The sequence below is a fragment of the Streptomyces daliensis genome (assembly GCF_054782395.1).
The window spans coordinates 14,316-31,626 of sequence record NZ_BAAGSO010000107.1 but is presented as its reverse complement, the minus strand read 5'-3'; the positions used below and the strand labels follow the sequence as shown (position 1 = coordinate 31,626).

Annotated in this window: 9 protein-coding genes and 1 CRISPR repeat array (1 of these 10 running past the window's edge); of the genes, 4 read left to right on the top strand and 5 right to left on the bottom strand. The window is 72.4% G+C overall.

The genetic code is table 11. The annotated features are described in order from the left end of the window. Positions 1-167: 167 nt before the first annotated feature. Positions 168-1,232, bottom strand: a complete 1,065-nt coding sequence (locus ACYVOO_RS29720) for a LacI family DNA-binding transcriptional regulator (protein ID WP_461018816.1) — start codon at positions 1,230-1,232, stop codon at positions 168-170. A gap of 234 nt (positions 1,233-1,466) precedes the next feature. Here ACYVOO_RS29720 and ACYVOO_RS29715 point away from each other — a divergent pair, with 234 nt between their 5' ends. The 4 genes from ACYVOO_RS29715 to ACYVOO_RS29700 all read left to right on the top strand — a co-directional run bounded on the left by ACYVOO_RS29715 (position 1,467) and on the right by ACYVOO_RS29700 (position 9,005). After that, a complete protein-coding gene (locus ACYVOO_RS29715; protein WP_461018815.1) occupies positions 1,467-3,278 on the top strand; it encodes a coagulation factor 5/8 type domain-containing protein in 1,812 nt (603 codons plus the stop codon). A 108-nt stretch (positions 3,279-3,386) separates the two neighbouring features. Next, positions 3,387-5,270, top strand: a complete 1,884-nt coding sequence (locus ACYVOO_RS29710; RefSeq protein WP_461018814.1) for a sensor histidine kinase — start codon at positions 3,387-3,389, stop codon at positions 5,268-5,270. A 266-nt stretch (positions 5,271-5,536) separates the two neighbouring features. Then, positions 5,537-6,322: an ABC transporter ATP-binding protein gene (locus tag ACYVOO_RS29705; protein ID WP_461018813.1), complete on the top strand. Its 786-nt coding sequence runs from the start codon at positions 5,537-5,539 to the stop codon at positions 6,320-6,322. A gap of 82 nt (positions 6,323-6,404) precedes the next feature. Beyond that, positions 6,405-9,005, top strand: a complete 2,601-nt coding sequence (locus ACYVOO_RS29700) for an ABC transporter permease (RefSeq protein ID WP_461018812.1) — start codon at positions 6,405-6,407, stop codon at positions 9,003-9,005. A gap of 119 nt (positions 9,006-9,124) precedes the next feature. Here the strand turns inward: ACYVOO_RS29700 and ACYVOO_RS29695 are convergent, their stop codons facing one another. The 4 genes from ACYVOO_RS29695 to ACYVOO_RS29680 all read right to left on the bottom strand — a co-directional run bounded on the left by ACYVOO_RS29695 (position 9,125) and on the right by ACYVOO_RS29680 (position 17,028). After that, complete coding sequence (locus ACYVOO_RS29695; RefSeq protein WP_461018811.1) at positions 9,125-9,589, bottom strand: hypothetical protein; 465 nt, start codon at positions 9,587-9,589, stop codon at positions 9,125-9,127. After that, positions 9,586-14,499 (bottom strand): putative T7SS-secreted protein, encoded by a 4,914-nt coding sequence (locus ACYVOO_RS29690; RefSeq protein ID WP_461018810.1) that lies wholly within the window; start codon positions 14,497-14,499, stop codon positions 9,586-9,588. Before ACYVOO_RS29690 ends, ACYVOO_RS29695 begins: the two co-directional genes overlap by 4 nt. 92 nt (positions 14,500-14,591) lie before the next feature. Further along, positions 14,592-15,227 (bottom strand): hypothetical protein, encoded by a 636-nt coding sequence (locus ACYVOO_RS29685; protein WP_461018809.1) that lies wholly within the window; start codon positions 15,225-15,227, stop codon positions 14,592-14,594. A 412-nt stretch (positions 15,228-15,639) separates the two neighbouring features. After that, a complete protein-coding gene (locus ACYVOO_RS29680) occupies positions 15,640-17,028 on the bottom strand; it encodes an ATP-binding protein (protein ID WP_461018808.1) in 1,389 nt (462 codons plus the stop codon). Positions 17,029-17,271: 243 nt separating this feature from the next. Further along, positions 17,272-17,311: a CRISPR direct-repeat array (repeat unit 29 nt; unit sequence GGGTCCATCCCCGCGCGTGCGGGGAGCAG) (it continues 477 nt past the right edge of the window).

Below are 17,311 nucleotides of genomic sequence, written 5' to 3'. Positions count from 1 at the left end.
GGGCCCGTGCCGCCTCAAGGCGGCGGGTGCGCTGCCCCGGCTGAACAGGGCAGCGGGCACCCCGGCGCGGGCCCGCGCCGGGGTGCCCGGCCCCCGGCGAGGAACCGCTGACCCCCGACGGCGCGACCCACGCCGGGAGGGGCGTCCGGTCCCCGGCGAGGACGCGCCTACGCCGACCCCCGCTCCACCAGCACCGGCCGGAACACCCTGGACCCCGGCGCACTCTCCCGCTCCCGCTCCGGTTGACTGATACGCGCCAGCAGCAGCCGGGCCAGTTCGGCGGCCATCTCCTCCACCGGCTGGCGGACCGTGGTCAGGGGTGGTTCGCAGGCCACGGCCGCCTCGCTGTCGTCGAAGCCGACCACCGACACGTCGTGCGGCAGTCCGACGCCCGCGCGCAGCAGTGTCTGGAGCGCGCCCTGTGCCATCAGGTCCGAGGCGACGAACACACCGTCCAGGTCCGGACGCTCCGCCAGGAGCCGACGCATCGCCGCGGCGCCGCCAGCCCGCGTGAAGTCCGCCTCGGCCCAGGGCGCTTCGGTGACGCCGTGCGCGGCGAGCGCGTCGCGGAAGCCTTCGAGACGCTCCTGGGCGGCGGGCATGTCCTGCGGTCCGGCGATCGTGCCGATCCTGCGGCGGCCCCGGGAGAGCAGGTGGGCGACGGCCAGCCGCGCCCCCGCCCGCTGGTCCACCTCCACGTAGGGCAGCGGAACCTCTCGCGCCGGACGCCCGGAGAGCACCGCGGGCAGTCCGCTCTCGGCGAGGAGCCGGGGCAGCGGGTCGGCGGCGTGCGAGGAGACGAGGACCGCGCCGTCGACGTGGCCCTGCCGCACGTAGGAGACGAACTGACGGCGTGACGCCTCGTCGTCCACCAGCATCAGCAGCATCTGCACCCCGGCCGGGCGCAGCACGTCCAGGAGGCCGCCGACCACGCGGCCGAAGTGGGGGTCGGTGAACATCCGGCCGACGAAGGGGGCCGCGACGGGGCGCCGTTCCCGTTCGGAGATCACCAGGGCGACGGAGTCGGTCCGGCGGGTCACCAGGGAGCGGGCCGCCTGGTGGGGCACGTAGCCGGTGGCCTCGACGGCGTCCTCGACCTTGCGGCGCAGCGCCGGGTCGACGGTGGGTGTGCCGTTGACGACACGGGAGACGGTGGCCCGCGACACCCCGGCGGCGCGGGCCACGTCCTCCAGGGTCACCGGGCGGCCGGGCCGCGGCGCGTCGGCAGTCATCGACCCTTTATAGCCCCACGTGGGAGCGCGTGGCGCCAACCGGCGCGCCCTGCCGCCGGTTCGGCCGGGTGCGCCGAGTTCCGCGTGACATCGTGCGCACCCCCTTGACGTGTCTCATCCAAGCCACAACTATCCAACGCCAGAGAGCGCTCTCTCACGGATCACTGTTCATGTTGTGAACACGCGCACGCCCAGCACGTCCGCCGAATCCACCCCCCACCAGAGAGAGTTGACATGACGTCGAACCTTCCTCAGCCCGGCACGTCCACCGAGAGATCCGCCGTCTCCCGCCGCGCGGCGCTCGCCGCAGCGCTGGCGGTCCCGGCCGCGGGCATGCTCGCCGCCTCCCCCGCTACGGCGGCCCCCGCCGCCCGGCCGCAGTCGCGGCCACGGCCCGCGAACGCCCTGGCCCCGGACCTCGGCCCGAACGTGATCGTCTTCGACCCGTCCACCCCGGGCATCCAGGCCAAGCTGGACGAGGTGTTCAAGCGGCAGGAGTCGGCGCAGTTCGGCACCGGCCGCTACGCGCTGCTGTTCAAGCCCGGCACGTACAACGGCCTCAACGCGCAGATCGGCTTCTACACCTCGATCATGGGCCTCGGCCTGACCCCCGACGCCACCCACATCAACGGCGACGTCACCGTCGACGCTGGCTGGTTCAACGGCAACGCCACCCAGAACTTCTGGCGTTCGGCCGAGAACCTGTCCCTCTCCCCCGTCAACGGCACCAACCGCTGGGCGGTCTCGCAGGCGGCCCCGTTCCGCCGGATGCACGTGCGCGGCAATCTGAACCTCGCGCCCAACGGCTACGGCTGGGCCAGCGGCGGCTACATCGCCGACAGCCGCGTCGACGGCACCGTACAGCCGTACAGCCAGCAGCAGTGGTACACGCGCGACAGCTACGTCGGCGGCTGGCTCAACGCCGTGTGGAACATGGTCTACTCCGGCGTCGAGGGCGCCCCCGGCAACACCTTCCCCGACCCTCCGTACACCACCCTGGACACCACCCCGTACTCCCGCGAGAAGCCCTTCCTCTACCTCGACGGCGCGGAGTACAAGGTCTTCCTCCCCGCCCTGCGCACCAACGCGCGGGGCACCAGCTGGGGCGGCGGCACCCCGCAGGGCCAGTCGCTCTCCCTCTCCGCCTTCTACGTCGCCAAGCAGGGCGACAGCGCGGCCACCCTCAACGCCGCGCTCGACCGGGGGCTCCACCTCCTGCTCACCCCCGGCATCTACCACCTCGACCGCGCCATCGAGGTGAAGCGCGCGAACACCGTGGTCCTCGGCCTCGGCTACGCGACACTCGTCCCCGACGGCGGGGTGACCGCGCTCAAGACCGCCGACGTGGACGGGATACGGCTGGCGGGCCTCCTCGTCGACGCCGGGCCGCAGAACTCCGCCACGCTCGTCGAGGTCGGCCCCTCGGGCGCGAACACCGCGCACTCCGGCAACCCGGTCACCGTCCAGGACGTGTTCGTCCGGATCGGCGGCGCGGGCGCGGGCAAGGCCACCACCAGCATGGTCGTCAACAGCAGGCACACCCTCGTCGACCACACGTGGGTGTGGCGCGCCGACCACGGCGAGGGCGTCGGCTGGGAGACGAACCGGGCCGACTACGGCGTCGTCGTCAACGGCGCCGACGTGCTGGCCACCGGGCTGTTCGTGGAGCACTTCAACAAGTACGACGTGCAGTGGAACGGCGAGCGCGGGCGCACGATCTTCTTCCAGAACGAGAAGGCGTACGACGCGCCCAGCCAGGCCGCCATCCAGAACGGCAGCATCAGGGGCTACGCGGCGTACAAGGTCGCCGACTCCGTCAACACCCACGAGGGCTGGGGCCTGGGCAGCTACTGCTACTACAACGTCGCGCCGAGCATCGTGCAGGAACACGGCTTCGCGGCGCCGAACAAGGCGGGCGTGAAGTTCCACCACCTGCTCGTCGTCTCGCTCGGCGGCCAGGGCCAGTACGCGCACGTCATCAACTCCACCGGCTCCCCCACCTCGGGCACCTCGACCGTGCCGTCCACGGTGGTCTCCTTCCCCTGACCGCCGCCGGGCCCCGCGCGGCCGTCGGCGCGACGACGGCCGTGCGGGGCCCGTGACCCGTACACGGCCATGTGCCGGAGGCGTCCCGGCGACACCGACAATTGTCCGATGGCATCCACCTCCGCCTCCCCGGGCTCGCCCGCCTCGCCCGTCCCGCCCGGCTCCCGGAGCCCGTTCGCGGCTCCCGGCGAACAGGGGCGGGGGCTGTGGCGCGCGCTCGCGGAGGTGACCGGGGGCGGGCTGCTGGTGGTTCCCTCCCATCTCGTCCTGCAGGACCTGAACGACACCTACGCCGAACCCCTGCTGCTCTTCCTCGGCGCGGCCGTCCTCGCCCTGCTCGCGGTCCGGCGCCGCTTTCCCGCCACGAGCCTGCTGGGCGTCGCCGCGCTGCTGGGCCTGCTGCCCGCGGCCGGGCTGCCCGCCGCCGTGATCGCGTACACCACGGCCAAACACACAGCGGAAGCGCGGCGCCGGAACACGGTGCTGATCGCCTCGACGGTCCTGGCGATGCTGGCCTGCGCCGTCTTCGCTCCCCTCACCGGGCTCGGCGGCCACGCGTTCGGGCTGACGGTCGGCACCGTGCTCGCCGCCACCGCGCTGCTCGTGCCGGGGCTCGTCGGCACCTCCGGCGGGCAGCAGGAGCGGCTGCTGCTGGCGCTGCGGGAACGGGCCGCCGCAGCGGAGACGGCACGCCGGCTCGCCGACAGCGAGTCCCGGATCCACGAGCGGTCGCGGATCGCCGCCGAGATGCACGATCTGGTCGGCCACCGGCTCAGCCTGATCTCGCTCCACACGGGCGGCCTGGAGATGGCCCTGCGGAACGAGTCGCCCGAGCTGCGCGACGAGGCGGCGCTCGTGCGCCGGGCCACCGGGGACGCGATGCGGGAGCTGCGCGAAGTACTCGGCGTCCTGGGCCCGCTGGGCCGGGACGACACCGGGACCGGCGCCCTCACCGACACGACGGGCACCCGGTCCGACGTGGAGGCGCTGGCCGAGGAGTCGCGGTCCGGCGGCATCCCCGTCGACCTCGACTGGGAGGGCCCCGACCTGGACGGCCGCCCGGCCCAGGTGCGACGCGCGGTGCACCGGGTGGTGCGCGAGTCCCTCACCAACGTGCACCGGTACGCCACCGGAGCACATGTCACCGTGACGGTCACCCACAACGGCGACCAGGTGACGGTGCGCGTACGCAACGGGCTCCCACCTCAGGCCCCGGAGGCCGCCACAGGACTGGGCTCGGGGCGCGGCCTCGTCGGACTGCGGGAACGCGTGACACTGCTCGGCGGCACCCTGGCGACGGGCCCGACAGCGGCCGGGGGCTTCGCCGTGACGGCACGGGTTCCGGCGCGCCCCGACCCGTCGACGGTCCTCGCGCACGCGGAAGCGTCCTCGCCCGAGTCGTCCGGGGCACCCGGACCGGCGGGGGCGCCCGGTTCGCCCGAGCCGCTCTCCGCGCAGGGCTCCGACCGCACGGCGGGCCCTGCGGCCGGTGCCAGGCGCCGGGTGGTGAGCGCCCTCACCGGGGTGCTCGGGCTCTCGGGCGTCGGCGTGATGATCATGGGCGGGCTCCTCCTCGTCACCTCGGCCGTGGAACAGCCCGGAGCGCCCGAGCCCGTCGAGCCCCGGGTCGGGATGTCCCGTCAGCGGGTGCTGGAGAGCGGGGCGTGGGACGACGCGACGGTGCGCGCGGCGGCGACGGGCCACGAGCCGGCCCGCCCGGAGTCCGCGACGAGCTGCATGTACCCGGTGGTGCCGAGCGACGGCTTCGTGCCCCAGGCCGAGGACGACGGCACCGGGCACACGGAGTCGCCCGGACCACAGAGCCAAGAGGGCTCCGACTCCGGCTCCGATTCCGGCTCCGGCCCGTACTCCGACGCGGGGCCCGGCCATCTGAAGATCACCCGGTACTGCTTCCATGGCGAAAGGCTGACCGCCATCGACCGTTTCACCGTTCCGGTGGTGTCGCCGGTGCCGCCCTGGAAGACCCCGTGACCGCTCCCCGCCTCCGGCGGCCGTCCGCCGCCCGGTACGGGGCCCGCCGCTCCGGGCCAGGGCCGGCCGGTCTCCGTCTTCCGGCAGAGGCGGGAGTCCGACCGCAGGACTACGCACGTGCCCGCCACCGACCTTCGGCAGGTACCCGATCCACCTCCTGAGACCGACGGTTCGCACGCGGACCGCGCCGAGGATGAATGACAGGCACAGCGCCCCTTCTCTCTCGTCACCCTCATCCCCCTCGTTGTCGTATCTCTGGAGCAGCCATGTCGATGCAGGCCGCAGCCCCCGCGACCGCCCACCTTCCCGAGACCGCCGCCGCGGCCCGTGCCACCGGACTGAGCAAGGTCTACGGCGAGGGCGAGACCCGGGTCGTCGCGCTGGACTCGGTCTCCGTGGAGTTCGGGCGCGGCCGGTTCACCGCGATCATGGGGCCTTCCGGCTCGGGCAAGTCGACGCTGATGCACTGCATGGCGGGCCTCGACTCCGTCTCCGCCGGCTCCGCGCGCATCGGTGACACCGAGCTGACGGGGCTCAAGGACCGGCAGCTCACGCGGCTGCGCCGGGACAGCGTCGGCTTCGTCTTCCAGTCGTTCAACCTGCTGCCCACGCTGACGGCGCTGGAGAACATCACGCTCCCGACGGCCATCGCGGGCCACAGGCCCGACCAGGGGTGGCTGGACACGGTCATGGCGACCGTCGGCCTCTCCGGGCGGCTGAACCACCGCCCGTCGCAGCTCTCCGGCGGCCAGCAGCAGCGCGTCGCCGTGGCCCGCGCCCTCGCCTCCCGCCCCGAGATCGTCTTCGCGGACGAGCCGACCGGCAACCTGGACTCCCGCTCCGGCGCCGAGGTCCTGGGCTTCCTGCGGGACTCCGTACGGGAACTGGGCCAGACCGTCGTGATGGTCACCCACGACCCGGTCGCCGCCGCCTACGCCGACCGCGTGGTCTTCCTCGCCGACGGCCGCCTCACCGACGAGCTGGTCGCGCCGACCGCCGAGGGCGTACTGGACCGGATGCGGCGCTTCGACACCGAGGGCCGCACGAGCTGACCCGGCCGCCCGCCCGCCCTCTCGCCATTCGCCCCGCACGTACCGACGTACGTCCCTCACGCATCCCTGGAGTGGGACCACCATGCTCCGTACAGCCGTGCGCAACGTCTTCGCGCACAAAGCCCGGCTGATCATGACGGCCCTGGCCGTCATGCTCGGCGTGGCCTTCGTCTCCGGCACGCTCGTCTTCGGCGACAGCGTCGCCCAGGCCCTGCGCGGTGCCTCCGCCAAGAACCTGGAGGGCGTCGCCGTATCCGTGCAGGGCGACTCCGAATTCGCCGAGGAAGGCGTCGGCGAGGACCGTCACACGGCGCTCACCAGCGACCTCGCCGAGAAGGTGCGCGCGCTGCCCAGCGTCGCCTCCGTACGCCCCACCGTCAACGGCAACGCCACCCTGGCCGCCAAGGACGGCGAGCCGCTGAACACCGACAACACCTGGCAGAACCTGGCGCTCAACTACGCGCCGGACTCACCGGACTCGCCGGACGCCCGGAACGGCGACCCCGGCGGCAAGGACAGCCAGTTCCCGCTGGCCGAAGGGCGCGGTCCCGCCGACAGCGGCGAACTGGCCCTGGACCGCCGTACGGCCGAGAAGGCGGGCTACCGCGTCGGCGACACCGTCCGCTTCGCCACCGACGGGCCCGCGCTGACGAAGAAGCTGGTCGGCGTCGTCGACACCGACGACCCGCGCGTGACCGCTGGCGGCAGCCTGGCCCTCCTGGACACCGCGACCGCGCAGAAGCTGTTCCTCCAGCCCGGCCAGTTCGACGAGCTGACGGTCCGCTCGACGCCCGGCACCGACGAGGAGAAGCTCACCCACGAGGTGCGCGCGCTGCTGCCCACCGACGGCATCACCGTCACCAGCGGCACCACGCTCGCGAACGAGCAGGCGGACCAGATCGCCAAGAGCACCGAGTGGCTCACCCGGATGCTGCTCGTCTTCGCCGGGATCGCGCTGTTCGTCGGCGTCTTCATCATCGCCAACACCTTCACGATGCTGATCGCCCAGCGCAGCCGCGAGACCGCGCTGCTGCGCGCCGTGGGGGCCTCGCGCCGCCAGGTCGTGCGTGCGGTCCTCATCGAGGCGGGACTGCTCGGGCTCGTCGCCTCCGCGGCCGGATTCGGCCTCGGGCTGGGCATCGCCGCGCTCCTGCGCCCGCTGCTCAACGCGAGCGGCGCGGGCATGCCGGGCGGCCCCCTGGTGGTCTCCGCCGGCACACTCGGCTGGTCCCTCGTCGTCGGCGTCGGCGTGACGGTGTTCGCCGCCTGGCTGCCGTCGCGCAAGGCCGCGAAGATCGCCCCCGTCGAGGCGCTGAGCAGCGTCGACCAGGCGCCGAAGAGGCGCGGCATGGTGCTCCGCAACACCCTCGGCGGGCTCCTCACGGGCCTGGGCGTCCTCATCATGCTGTACGTCTCCACACAGGACGACGGCGCGGAGGACAACCTGATGGCCGCCGCGGCCGGTGCGCTGCTGACGATGACGGGCATGATCGTGCTCGCCCCGCTGCTGTCCCGTCCGCTGGTCTCGCTCGCGGGCGCGGTCACCACCCGGCTCTTCGGCGTCAGCGGCAAGCTCGCCAAGGAGAACGCGCTGCGCAACCCGCGCCGTACCGCCGCGACCGCGTCGGCGCTGATGATCGGGCTCGTCCTGATCACGGGCATGTCCGTGGTGGGCAACTCCATGGAGACCGCCCTCAAGAAGCAGGCGGTACTCGGCCTGACGGCGGACTACAAGGTGTCCAACGCCAGCTACGAGGGCATCGACCCCGCACTCGGCGCGAAGGTCGCCGACACCCCGGACGCGGCGAGCACGGCACCGGTCTGCACCACGTTCCTGGAGACGCGCGGCCAGGCCGTCACGCTCACGGGTGCGGACCCGCGAGAGCTGGGCGAGGTCACCGACCTCAAGTTCAGCAGCGGCTCGCTCGACGACGTCGGCCCGGGGAAGATCGCGCTCAGCGAGGAGTGGGCCAAGAAGACCGGCCTCTCGGCGGGCGACACCTTCCAGGGCACGGTGGGCTTCGACGACGACGACAAGAAGAAGCTGACGGTCGTCGGCGTCTACGAGGACACCCGCGCCGTCGAGGAGGCCGTGGGCACCACGGCCGACGTCCTGCCGTACGCCGCGGGCAAGAAGCTCGACAACATCCTGGTCAAGGCCGCGCCCGGCGCGGACATGGACGCCCTCGAACACGACATCCGCACGGCCCTCGGCAACAGCCCGCTCCTCCAGGTGCAGGACCAGGAGCAGTTGACCAAGGCGGAGTCCAGCGAGATCGGCACGATGCTCAACATGATGTACGGGCTGCTCGGCATGGCCGTCGTCATCGCCGTCCTCGGCGTCATCAACACCCTGGCCATGTCGGTCTTCGAGCGGACGAGGGAGATCGGGCTGCTGCGTGCGATCGGCCTCGACGACAGGGGCGTCAAGAAGATGGTGCGCCTGGAGTCGGTGGTGATCTCCCTGTTCGGCGCGGCCCTGGGCATCGGCACCGGCGTCTTCCTGGCCTGGTCCTCCGGCAGCCTCATGGGCTCCTCGGTGACGACGTACGAGACGGTTCTCCCCTGGGGCCGCCTGACCCTGTTCCTGCTCGTGGGCCTGGCGATCGGCGTCCTGGCGGCGGTCTGGCCCGCGCGCCGGGCCGCCCGCCTGAACGTGCTGCGCGCGGTGAGCACGCAGTAGACCTCCCAGGCCCCCGCCCGGTGACGCCGAACGGCCTCGCGACCGGTTCCCCGAACCGCTCGCGGGGCCGTCGCCGTTCCGCGTCCCGCGCGGCGCCGGGCGGGGCCCGTCATCCCTGTCTACGCCGACGGGGTCTGTCCCCGCGGGCGCGGGGAGCGCACCGGACGCCGTGGATCCTCGATGTCGACGATGAAGGAGAGGTCCGCCGAGGAGCGGAACGTGGCGTAGCCGTCGGAGAGGTCGATGGGGTCCTCGAAGGGGTTGGAGTCCGTGAAGAAGACCACCCAGCGCAGGGAGTCGTCAGCGCCGACGCGGGCGAAGAAGCCCTCGGAGCCCCATGAGCCCTCGCCTCCCCAGAGGAAGCCGCCGTCCTCCAGCGGGACCTCTTCGAGGGGCATGAGGGTGGTCAGCCACTCGGGGTCCTCCGCGATCACCTTCGGTGCGTCGAACGCTTCGCGGACGCCGAGGCAGCCGAGGACGTACGGGTCCCTGACCACGTCGTAGGAGCCGCCGTCCCCGGGGAAGTGGAGCGCGTCGCGGACCGGGAGTCTGCGGTCGGTCCACAGCTCGTCGATCGTCGTCATCGTCCTGGGTACCCTTCCTGCTTCTGCTCTTGCATCTGCTGCCTCCGCTCGGCCGGCGTGAGGTGCTCAGGGCGTTCCTTCAGTCCGGTCTCGGGGACCGGTTCGCCGTTCGGGCCGAGGTTCTCGGGGCGGTTCCTGCGGTCGTTGAAGGCGTCGGCCCAGGTGTTGTACCGCTTGCCTGGATACGGGTCGTCCGGGTTCACACGCTCCACCGGGACACGGTATCCGCCCTCCATGTTGGCGTTCGCGTGGCGGGCGCCGTCCAGGCGGCGGTTGTCGTAGCTGACGAGCTGCCCGTTCACGTCCATCACCTTCAACTGCGTCTCCCGGCCCTCCCAGTCCCAGAACTTGGGGTGGCTGGGGTCGGTGATCATCATCTTCTCGCCGTTGTTGTGCGGTGACACGGAGCGCTGGGAGAAGTTGACGTCCTCCGGATCGACCCACTCGATCTTGCCGTCCTCCCAGGGGTTGAGGCCGAGGGGGTCGGTCCAGGTGTGGGGGTTGTGGACGTACGTCGCCGGGTTGGGCGCCGGGGTGAGGCCGAGGGGGTCCGGGGTGGTGTAGCGGGCGGTGGTGGGGTCGTAGTAGCGGTGGTGGTTGTAGTGCAGACCCGTTTCCGGGTCGTAGTACTGACCGGGGAAGCGGAGCGGAGTGTAGGCGCGCGCGTCGGCGTTCCAGGTGGTGCTGCCCCACAGCGTGGTGCGCGTGTGCCAGACGATCTCGCCCTCCTCGGAGACCAGCTCCGTGGGCGTGCCGATCAGATCCGTGGCGATGGCGAAGAAGCGGCTGTCGATCTCCTTCTGGGTGCGCGCGTCGGTCAGGCGCTCGGTCTGGGTGAGCGGGGTCCGGCCGTCGTGGTCCCAGGTCAGGGTGACCGGGTGCGCGTGCTCGCCGGGGCGGCTGCTGGTCTCCTCGCACAGCAGCGGCCCGTCCCAGGCGAAGTCGGTGCGCTCGACGACCGTCTCGCCGTCGGCGGCCAGCCGCTGCTTCGACGTGCGGCGGCCCAGGGGGTCGTAGGTGTAGCGCCAGACCGTGCCGTCCGGGGTGGTGACCTGGGTCAGCCGGTTCTCGGCGCAGTACGTGTAGTGCCAGGTGGCGGGCTTCTTCGACAGGCGGGTCCTGGTGCGCTGGACGAGGCGGCCCGCGCCGTCGTACCGATAGCGGTTGGCACCGGCGCGGGCGAGGGTGGTGCCGGTGTAAGCGCGCTCGCCCCGCGCGTCCGGGGCCGCGTGCCGGTCCGGCCAGGAGGCGGAGGTCTGGTTACCGGCGGCGTCGTAAGTGTAGGACTCGCGCCAGCCCCTCGCGCTCGCCCCCGCGGTCCCCGTGCTCCTCGTGGTCCCTGTGACCCCCGTGACCCGGCCCGTCGCGTCGAGGTCGAAGGCGCGCGGGCCGCGCAGGGTGTCGTCGACGGCAGTGAGGTAGCCGTCGGGGCGGTAGGTGTAGGCGCGGCTGTTCAGGGTGCGGTCCCCGGCCGTCAGCTCCTGTCCTGTGAGGCGTCCTGACAGGTCCCACTCGGAGGTCAGCCCGAGCATGTCCCCGATCCGCCGCTCCACCTCCCGGCCCAGCTCGTCGCGGGTGAAGGACACCTCGCGGCCGTGGGCGCTGAGTCCGGTCAGGCGGCCGGAGGCGTCGTGGGTATAGGTGGTCACGGCCCCGCTCGGGGTCGTACGGCGCACGCGGCGGCCCTGCTCGTCGTACGCGTACGTCATCGCGCGGCCGTTGACCAGCTCGGTCTTGACCCGTCCCGCCCTGTCGTACTGGTAGACGAGTTCGCTGCCGGGCTCAGGCCCTGTGGCGTGGACCAGCCGCCCCGCCGCGTCGTACGCGTACGAACTGACCTCGCCGGCGGCGTCCTTGCGGATCACGCGGCCCATCTGGTCCCGCTCGTAGCGGATCTCCTCGCCCAGCGGGGTGGTGAAGGCGGTGAGCTGTCCGGCGCCGTCCAGTTCGTAGCGCACGGTGCGTCCGTCGAAGTCGGTCTCCGAGACGACGCGGCCGACGGCGTCATAGGTGTACGACCAGGCCAGGCCCTGCGCGTTGGTGACCTTGGTGAGCCGGGCCGAGGCGTCGTGCTCGAATTCGTAGCGCGCGCCGTCCGGGTCCGTGCGCGCCTTCAGCAGGTCGAAGTGGGTGTACTCGTAGCGGCTCGTGTGCCCCGAACGGTTCGTGTGGCTCGTGCAGTTGCCCTGCCCGTCGTAGGTCCAGCTCTCGGTGGTGCCGTCCGGGTGCGTGTGACGGACGAGTCTGCCCGTGACGGTCCACTCCAGGCGGCGGGTCGCCCCGGTGGGGTCCGTGACGGCGGCCGGGCGGCCGAAGGCGTCCCGGAGGTAGTGGGTCACCTCGCCCCGAGGCCCCGTGACCCGCACGGGCAGCCCGGCGGCGTTGGTCCGCACGGCGACGACCGCGCCCAGGGGGCTGGTCACGGAGACGATCCGGCCGCGGTCGTCGTACGTGTAGCGGGTCGTCTGCCCGCAGGGGTCGGTCGACGCGGTGCAGTTGCCGCGCTCGTCGTACTCACGCCGCGACCGCGCCCCGTCGGCGTCGGTGTACTCCACCGGCAGCCCGCTGTCGTCGTAGCGGATGCGCTGTTCCGTGCCGTCGGCGCGTACGAGGACGGTCCGCCGTCCCTCCTCGTCGTAGCCGAAGGTGGTGGTGCGGCCGACGGCGTCCGTGGTGGTCAGCAGGCGGCCGTGCTTGTCGTGGGTGAAGCGGGTGGTGCGGCCGAGCGCGTCGGTGACGGCGATGGTGCGGCAGCGGTCGTCGATCAGATGGCGGGTGCTGTGCCCCGCCGCTGTGGTGAGCACCGTCCACCGTTCGCCGGTGTCCGGGTCGGGGCGGCCGTAGCTGATGGTGAGCTGGTGGTGGCCCGCCTCGCCGCCCTCGGCGACGACGCGGTTGTCGTCGTCGTAGACGTAGTCGTAGCGCCTGCCGTTGGAGTCGGTCCAGGCGATGATCCGCCGCTCTTCGTCGTACTCGAAGACGGCCCTGCTGCCCTCCACCTTGGCCGATTCGGTCAGATTGCCCGCGGCGTCGTACGCGTAGGAGATCAGCGGCTGGTCCGCGCCGCCCGGTCCCGCGCCTGCCAGGGCCAGCGCGGTGACCCGGCCCCCTTCCGTGGCGATGGTGAGGTGGTAGCCGCCGGAGTGGACCAGGGCGAGAGGGGTGCCGGAGCCGTCCTCCGCGCGGTCGTAGGTGAGGGTGTGGCCGTTGCGGTCCGACAGCTCCGCCAGCCAGGCGGTGCCGTCCGCACCGGATTCGCGGGATGCGGCGCCCCCGCCGGGTTCGCCGGGCTGGCCGGGTTCACCGTGTTGGCCGGGTTCACCGAGCGCGGGCTGGTGGGGTGCGGTGAAGTGCCGGACCAGGCCGGTGTCCGGCTCGGTGAGGAGGTAGTCGCCGTCGGCTGTCCGCTCCAGCAGGCGGCGCTCGGCACCGGTCTCCGGCCACACCGGAAGTCCTGGAGCCGGGTGCGGATACGCCTGCAACTTGCCGTCGGCGGTGACATGGACGACGCCGACCGGATCGATCTCCAGGCGCTCGTCCACCGTCGAGGACCAGCGGGGGCCGAAGAACCGGCCCCAGGTGTAGCCGGAGTCGACGCGACGGGTGAAGACCAGCGGCAGCAGCCCTGCCAGCACGACGTCGGTCTGCGGCAGATACATCCTGCCCGTCGCCAGATCGACCGGGTCGGTCTCCGCGTCGTCGGGAGTGCGGTCCGGGTGGTGCGCGTCAGGGCCGTCGTGGGTCAGGCCCCTGCGGCCCGCCGCGGCCAGGTCCCCCGCGTTGTCCGCCAGGCGGGCGGCCTTGACGCCCGCACCGGCGCCGCCTGTGGCGGCCGTCAGCGCCAGGTCCGGCAGGAGCCGCCCGAACCCTTCTGCCGGGTCCTTCATGAAGTCGGAGAGCATCTGCTTGCCGGCGCCCATCGGGTCGTTGGCGACCTGCACCAGACCGGCGGCGGTGCTGTTCAGATTGGTGACGTACTCGGCGGGGTGAGTGAGGTTGTACGGGTCCACCGGGTTGATCTGCCGGGCGAACGAGTTGATCCCGGCCAGGCCCTTGACCACGCCGCCCGCGATGTGGGACTGGATGCTGCCGTACTCGTAGAGGGCGTCCATGGCCTGCTCGCCGTACTCCGGCTTCGGCGGCGCCAGTTCCTTCGCGGCCTTCACCGCTTCGAGGGCCGACTCGGCGGTGGTGTTGCGCTGCCGACGGGCCTCCGTCAGGATCTCCTGCGCCTCCTTCATCAGCGCCTCGCCCGGATCGGTGCCGGACGGGCGCGACGGGAGGGAGGACGGGTCACGCTCGTCGGCCGGCTTGGCGTTGTAGGCGGTGGCGGCCTTGTTGTAGGCGTCGCAGTCCTTCGCCCAGGCGGTGGACTTCTCCTCGCCGCGCTTCCACTTGTCGATCGCCTGCTGCGCCTGGCCCTGCGCCCACTCCACGGTGCCGACGAAGCGCTCCAGTGCTCCGGCGGCCTTCTCGCAGGCGTCGGCGCCCTTGCGCCACTTGCCGGGCTCGACCTCCTGCTTCTCCCGGAACCTGTCCGCCGCCTTGCCTTTCAGCTCGGACGACTCCAGGCCCTTCATGCCGCTCGCGACGGTCTCGAATGCGCTCTGGAAGTCCCGCAGATGCTTGATCGTCGAGCGCACCTTGCTGGGGGAGCCGTGGATGAGCTTGGTCTTGTCCTCGGTCTGACCCAGGTCCAGTTCGTCGACCTCGGCGCCCATCCGGTTGGCCAGGGAGCCTGACTTGTCCCGCACCCAGTCGGCGGCCGAGTCGAAGCCCGCGTCCTCCAGGCGGTCCGCGCCCCAGTTGCCGACCGTCTCCACCACATCGCCGGCGCCCTCGACGAACCCCTCGACCGCGTCCTCGACCGAATCCGGCGTCAGATCGCTGACGACGTCCCCGAACCCCATCGGTTACCCCCAGTCCCCATGGCGTGGTTGGTGCTGTTGTTGCCGCTGCTGTGCTGTCCCTGCCGCTGCTGGTCCCGCTGCTACTGCCCCTGTTATTGCTGCCCCTGTTGTTGCTGTTGCTGCTGGGCGCGTTCCTCGGGCGAGGGTCCGAAGAGCTGGTCGCGGGCCCGCTCGGCGTCCTCGTCAGAGATCCCGACGACGTCGTTCACGAGATCGGTACGCATTCCGCCCATGCCGTCCTCGGTGAGCGAGCGTCCGGTGTCCTTCCACGTCTGGCCCATCTCGTCCCCGGCCTGCTGCCAGGATTCAGCCGACCAGTCGGGCGCGTCCGGCGTCGCGATGTCCGACCAGGACTGGTTCTGGACCTCGTCCTCGGACGCGTGCGGGTTGCCGATCAGGGAGTTCAGGCCGACCTTCAGCGTGCCCGCCCAGTACTGGTCCTCCTCCCACAGCATCCCCGCCGACAGGCCCAGCCGGGCCGCGAGCTGGTTCGCGTCCTGGAGCAGCGCGCGCACTCCCCACTCCCAGCGCTCCGCGAATGCCTCGAACTCCGTCGACAGTCCGTGGTGCCCCGTCTCCATGCCGGTCATCGCCAGGGAGTCGAAGCCCTTGCCGGTCTCCGCGCCCGTCGCGTCATGGATCTCTTTCAGCTCGGCCATCGCCGCTCTGATGCCCTTGGTCAGGCGGTCGATGGTCTCCTTCGGGATCTGGAGGTCCGCGTCACCCATGGCGCCGCGCCTCCCCCTCGTGCCGCTCGGGGACCCGTCCCGCCAGCGCAGTCGCTTCCCTCACCGGAACTCCCCCAAGTCCTCGATGGCCTACGGACCCGCACCGCCCGCACCACTCTCAGCCATTCCCAACCGTTCTCAGCCTGCACATGAACCACGCGCGAGACAAGGGAATGGTTGCACGGCCACGCTAAAGGGACCGTGAGTCAGGGGCCCCTGGGACCGTTGCCACGGGCGCGGGCGCGGGCGCGGGCGCGGGTGCGGGCGCGGGTGCGGGCGCGGGTGCGGGCGCGGGTGCGGGTGCGGGTGCGATGGCGGTCGCTTGGTCCCGTAGAGACCGGCCCACAGTGCCTCCGCCCCGCCCCGCCCCGTACCCCCGTACCTCACGCCTGCCGACGCAGCGGCGGAAGGCTCAGACCGCCGACCGGGCCCGCTCCCACACCGTGCGGGCCGTACGGGCGCGGCGGTACGGCGACAGCGCGGCGCGCAGCCGAACGACCTCCCCGGACACCTGTGCCGAGGCCAGGTCGGGCAGCAGCTCGAAGAAGGCGCACGCCTGGGCGCAGGCTTCCTCCAGTTGCCCGGTGCGCAACAGCACCCTGGCGAGCCGGGCCTGCGTCAGCGCACGGCTGCGGCACTGGCTGTCAGGGCGTGCGGCCAGCGAGGCGTGGGCGGCACGCACCGCGGTCTCCCGCTCGCCGAGCAACTCGAACACCGCGGCACGCTGGTAGTCCAGGGCGCACACCGGATAGGTGGTGAAGGGGTCTCCGCTGTAGCGGTCGCCGTCGTGACGGTCACCGGACCGACGGCCGCCGGACCGACGGTCGTCGCCGGGGTGGCAGTCCTCGGCGGCGGACAGGTCGGCGCGCGCCCGGTGGGCATGGCCGCGGGCCGCGTGACAGGCCGCCCGCTCGACGAGCAGGTAACTCCGCACGGCGGGCGGCGCCTGCGCGTAGCTCTCCACCGCGGCGTCGGCCAGCAGGAGAGCGCGGCGCGACTGGTCCAGGCGACGGGCCTGGGTACTCATGGCGCGCAGAGCCAGCGCGTAGGCGCCGCGGTCACCGGCCACGCGGCCTGCCTCGGCGGCGTGGCGCCAGTAGGCGTCGGCCAGGGCATGGTGACCGGCGTCCGCGCTCATCCCGGCCAGCAGGAAGACCATGCGGGACGCCTGACTGAGCAGGGCGGCAGGCGGTGTGCCGGGACGGCACGTCAGGCTCACCAGTTCCTCGGCGAGATGCGCCAGCAGCGGCGTACGGGCGCGAGCACCACCGTGCCGCTCGGCCCACTCCAGCACCACTTCCTGGAGCCAGTCCGACGCGGAAGCCGTCGCGTCCGTCTCCGCCGCCAGGTCGACAGGGGAAGCGGGTGGGGGTGCGGCGGGTACGGGGGCGGGTTCCGGTGCGGGTGCCGGTTCCGGTTCCGGTGCTGCCAGTGGGCTGAGCCACCGTGCCGGTAACGCCTGCACCGCGGGGTAGGGCTGCGCGTACAGGTGGGGCTGCGTCTCGGCATCCGCGTCCGTCCGGCACAGCCGGACGAGCCCCGTCAGGACCGCCCCACGGCTCTGCGGGAGATCGCCGCCCCCTCCCCCGGCTCTGGACAACAGGGTCGCCGCCCCAGGAGCGTTGGCGAGCCCGGCGTCCGCAGCGTCGATGCCGCGCCGCAGCGCCCGCGACAGCACGGCCACCACCAACTGACCGGCAGGTGGACGCGGCTGAGTACCGGCCAGCCAGCGGGCGGCTGCGGTACGCGCATAGCTGACGGTCAAACCCTGCCGGGCCGCCTCGCGGTTGACCTCCCGCACAAGTTGCGCACCACTCCACTCAGCTTCACAGAGCAACGTCGCTAATCGACGATTGGGAGCGCGCGCCATCATTACCCACCTCCGGAAACCCGCCGACGAAGGGATCCCCACTGTCGTCGCTGGTCACACCTCACCACACACCGCCGGGCCAACTGCCGGGTGCTCTAGTAGACATACCCCGCCACGTGACACGGTCAGTCGCAGGGGGCGGTTCGCAGAGATCGTCACTGCCGACGCCGAACAGGGTCCATCCCCGCGCGTGCGGGGAGCAGCGCGCCCTGGC

Excerpts from the sequence above, each read along its gene's own strand:
- ACYVOO_RS29715 (WP_461018815.1), top strand. The coding sequence starts at position 1,467 with ATGACGTCGAACCTTCCTCAGCCCGGCACGTCCACCGAGAGATCCGCC.
- ACYVOO_RS29690 (WP_461018810.1), bottom strand. The coding sequence starts at position 14,499 with ATGGGGTTCGGGGACGTCGTCAGCGATCTGACGCCGGATTCGGTCGAG.
- ACYVOO_RS29695 (WP_461018811.1), bottom strand. The coding sequence starts at position 9,589 with ATGACGACGATCGACGAGCTGTGGACCGACCGCAGACTCCCGGTCCGC.
- ACYVOO_RS29685 (WP_461018809.1), bottom strand. The coding sequence starts at position 15,227 with ATGGGTGACGCGGACCTCCAGATCCCGAAGGAGACCATCGACCGCCTG.
- ACYVOO_RS29705 (WP_461018813.1), top strand. The coding sequence starts at position 5,537 with ATGTCGATGCAGGCCGCAGCCCCCGCGACCGCCCACCTTCCCGAGACC.
- ACYVOO_RS29700 (WP_461018812.1), top strand. The coding sequence starts at position 6,405 with ATGCTCCGTACAGCCGTGCGCAACGTCTTCGCGCACAAAGCCCGGCTG.
- ACYVOO_RS29720 (WP_461018816.1), bottom strand. The coding sequence starts at position 1,232 with ATGACTGCCGACGCGCCGCGGCCCGGCCGCCCGGTGACCCTGGAGGAC.
- ACYVOO_RS29710 (WP_461018814.1), top strand. The coding sequence starts at position 3,387 with ATGGCATCCACCTCCGCCTCCCCGGGCTCGCCCGCCTCGCCCGTCCCG.